Raw genomic sequence first — 3,226 nt, forward strand, 5'->3', positions numbered from 1 at the left:
TCGTAGAGGCGGGAAGGCATCCCTACACCGGGCGAATGGGCACACTCTCGCCCGACGACCATAGTCGGGTCGACGAGGCCATGAAAACCGCACATGTGGAAGAGCTCGCCGAGCGCGACTTCATGCAGATAAGCGACGGGCAACGCCAGCGCGTCATGCTCGCACGCGCCATCGCGCAGGATCCGCGCGTGCTCGTGCTCGACGAGCCCACGTCGTATCTCGATATCCGCTACCAGATCGACCTGCTGCGAATACTTCGCCACCTTGCGAAATCGCGGAATGTGGCTATCATCATGTCCATCCACGAACTCGAGCTCGCGCAGAAAAGCGCCGACAAGGTGATTTGCGTGAAGGACGGCCGGGTCTTCCGCGCCGGCGCACCCGAGGACATATTCACGCGCGAGACGATTGGCGAGCTCTACGGCCTTAAACATGGCACCTTCAACGAGCGCTTCGGCAGCGTGGAAATTGGGCGCCCACACGGCGATGCGCACACGTTCGTCATCGCTGGCGCAGGTACGGGGTCGGCTGTGTTTCGCCAGCTCATCCGACAGGGCAAGGCGTTCTACGCGGGCGTTCTGCACGAAGGGGACATCGACTGCGAGCTCGCGCGCGACCTGGCGACGGAATGCGTGGCCGAGCGCGCCTTCGAGCCGATCGGGGATAAAACCATAGCCCGCGCCAAAGAGCTCCTCGTCCACTGCGCGCGCCTTATCGTGTGCCCCTCCGCCTTCGGCACCATAAACGCCCGCAACGCAGAGCTCGTCGAGTTCGCACGCTCGCATGGTATCGAGGTCATGCGAGTATGCGAAGGCGCATCGGAGGATTCCCATTTGGAGTGGGAAGAATAAACTGGACTTTCTTTTAAGGATCCTCAGGCTACAGCTCCTACACCGGCGAGGTCTCCAAGGCGCCGGAGAACCTCGTGAACAGGGATTTCCACGCCGACGAGCCCAACTAGGCCTAATCCAAGCGAGATTCCAGACTCGACAGACCATTGAGAGTCAGATCGTTGGCGACCTCAGAGACGCGCTCGATAGGAACCGAGCCGTCAGACAGTGCCCACGTGCGATAGATACCGATAATACCCGACAGCAAAAACGCCAGATAGTAGTCGAACATCTCGTCCTTGAGACCTTGGGGCAGCAGATCGCGCTCGGCAATCTCATGTTCGAGCGGCGCACGAAGACGAGCCATGAAATCATCGAGCGGAATATTCTCGATCAGCTGACGATTGAGCACTAAGTTGTTGCACAGTGCCTCATTAACGGTTTTAAAGAAGGTCGCCGCCGCGCCAAGAGCGCGCTCGCTGGTGTCACCGTCCATAGAAGCAAGCGTTTTCTCGACCGAGTCGACAATCATCTCCACCACATCGACGGCAATGGCATCGAGCAGGCCGTCAACCGTACCAAAGTGAACGTAAAAGGTCTTGCGGTCGACATTGGCCTCGCGCGCGATGGCACTCACCGTAATGTCTGCCAGCGGCTTTTCCATGAGCAGGCGCTCGAAAGCCGAAAGGATGGCATTACGGCTGCGAACAATGCGGCGGTCAAGACGCGGTTTGCTGGTTGCCATGGGCGTGTCCCTTCGATATGCGAGCATTCATCAACAGATGAGAGATAATCTACGTAAGAGGATTATCCCCCATACAGCACAAATATGCCCCGCATCATGAAGAACGCACGACTGCCCTACTGCGACTTGGGATGCTTCTTCTTATTGAGTGCCGACGGAGATACGCGATTACCATCGCCTGTCTGGCGCACATAGGCTTTATGAGCCGGCTTAGCGGTCCCAGAAGCCTTCTGAGCGCGCTTCTTGGGATCAACGGTAACAGCATTCGTGGGGTGCGGCATAGTGGGCGCAGAGGGCGTCTGAGGCGTGCGGCCGAGCTTGCGCATCACACGATCCCAGCGCGCATGGATGCTCTCGTTGTGGGCGCTCTTAAGTCCCAGCAGGGGCGCAGCCAAAATGGTCGGCGCAATAAACGTAATGAGGCGCCACAGCAGATAGCCGGCGGTCGAAGCCGACCCAAAGAAATGACCCAAGAACAATGCAAAGCCGCCCTCAGCGCCACCAGTTCCACCGGGCAGGGGGACCGCAGAGCTCAGCAGCTGGACAAAGGCGCTCGCGGCCATGACCGAGAAAAAGTCGACCTCGTGGTGGCCAAAGGCAAGCATCAGGAAATACGGCACCAGATAGAAAAACGCGAGTTGCAGCATGGTGATGACCACCGTGAGCAGCATGGAAGAAAAATGTCCGGCTGAAAGCTTGAACTTCTCGGAGAAGGAGTAGATCTCGCCATCGACAAACGTGCGCCATCCCTCGATCTTAGTGGCCGAGACACCAATGCGCTCAAGCCAATTGATGATGCAATGGGCGACGCGCGTGACGGTCTTAGGCATGAGCGCGACGGCGAAGATGCCCAGCAAGATGCAGCAGTGCCCACCAAAGCTAAAGACGCACAGCAACGTCATGTCGCCATAGCGCTCGGCAAAAAACGGCATGCGAGCAAGCAGTAGGATAGCGCCCCAGGCAACGAGGCCAAACTGGTACACGATAAAACGCGTGAATTGCGTGGCGCCGGCCTCGCCCACGTTTTGGCCGGCCTTGGTCAGGCGATAGATTTGAGCCGGGGTGGAGCCCATCATCATGGGCGTCAGGTTACCAAAGAAGATGCCACTCGCCTCGACCGAGATCAGGTCGCGGATGCCGACGGGCGAATTGGGATCGAGCCAGACGGCGATCGCATAGGCCACAATGCCAAAGAACAGGTACATGAACATGCAAAGACACGCGACAACGAGCCATGACGCCTGGACGCTCGACATAGCGGCCCAGAACTGCCCCATCTGCCCGGTTACCACCAGATAGACGATATAACCTACCAGCACGACGCCGATAAAGATGGCGCCGCGGCGTGCGCTCTTATTGTCATCTCCGCCCGAGGCCTCAACCTCGACCTGGGGCTTAGACGTATGCTGAGAGGACTCCGTCATGAGACTCCTTCTAACAGTCAAAATATCTTGGATATTGTACCCGTAAGGGCCATAGGCAGAACGCAAAGCTCTGGTTCAAACGGGAATTGCAGACGGTTATTTGAAAATAAAAAAACCCGGCCTTCCATAGGAAGTCCGGGTATCAGATGCGTGGTAGCCCGTACCAGATTCGAACTGGTGATCTCCGCCTTGAGAGGGCGGCGTCCTAAACCGCTAGACGAACGGGC

The 3,226-nt window shown here is 57.9% G+C and carries 3 protein-coding genes; 1 reads left to right on the forward strand and 2 read right to left on the reverse strand.

All coding sequences use genetic code 11. The features are described from left to right. A partial coding sequence (locus tag ABHR76_RS09745) for an ABC transporter ATP-binding protein (protein ID WP_346977589.1) occupies positions 1-851 on the forward strand: 851 nt, incomplete at its 5' end. Between the two features lie 112 nt (positions 852-963). Here ABHR76_RS09745 and ABHR76_RS09750 read toward each other — a convergent pair. Both ABHR76_RS09750 and ABHR76_RS09755 read right to left on the reverse strand, forming a co-directional pair. Then, positions 964-1,575 carry a TetR/AcrR family transcriptional regulator gene (locus ABHR76_RS09750; protein WP_055309485.1) on the reverse strand — a complete coding sequence of 204 codons (612 nt, stop codon included), beginning with the start codon at positions 1,573-1,575 and terminating at the stop codon, positions 964-966. A gap of 116 nt (positions 1,576-1,691) precedes the next feature. Further along, entirely contained in the window at positions 1,692-2,999 is a 1,308-nt protein-coding gene (locus tag ABHR76_RS09755) for a lysylphosphatidylglycerol synthase transmembrane domain-containing protein (protein ID WP_346977591.1), read from the reverse strand. Positions 3,000-3,226: the final 227 nt, after the last annotated feature.

It is taken from the genome of Collinsella aerofaciens (assembly GCF_039752985.1).
GTDB classification, from domain to species: Bacteria; Actinomycetota; Coriobacteriia; order Coriobacteriales; family Coriobacteriaceae; genus Collinsella; species Collinsella aerofaciens_BT.

Coding starts and splice junctions, on each gene's coding strand:
- ABHR76_RS09750 (WP_055309485.1), bottom strand. CDS start 1,575: ATGGCAACCAGCAAACCGCGTCTTGACCGCCGCATTGTTCGCAGCCGT.
- ABHR76_RS09755 (WP_346977591.1), bottom strand. CDS start 2,999: ATGACGGAGTCCTCTCAGCATACGTCTAAGCCCCAGGTCGAGGTTGAG.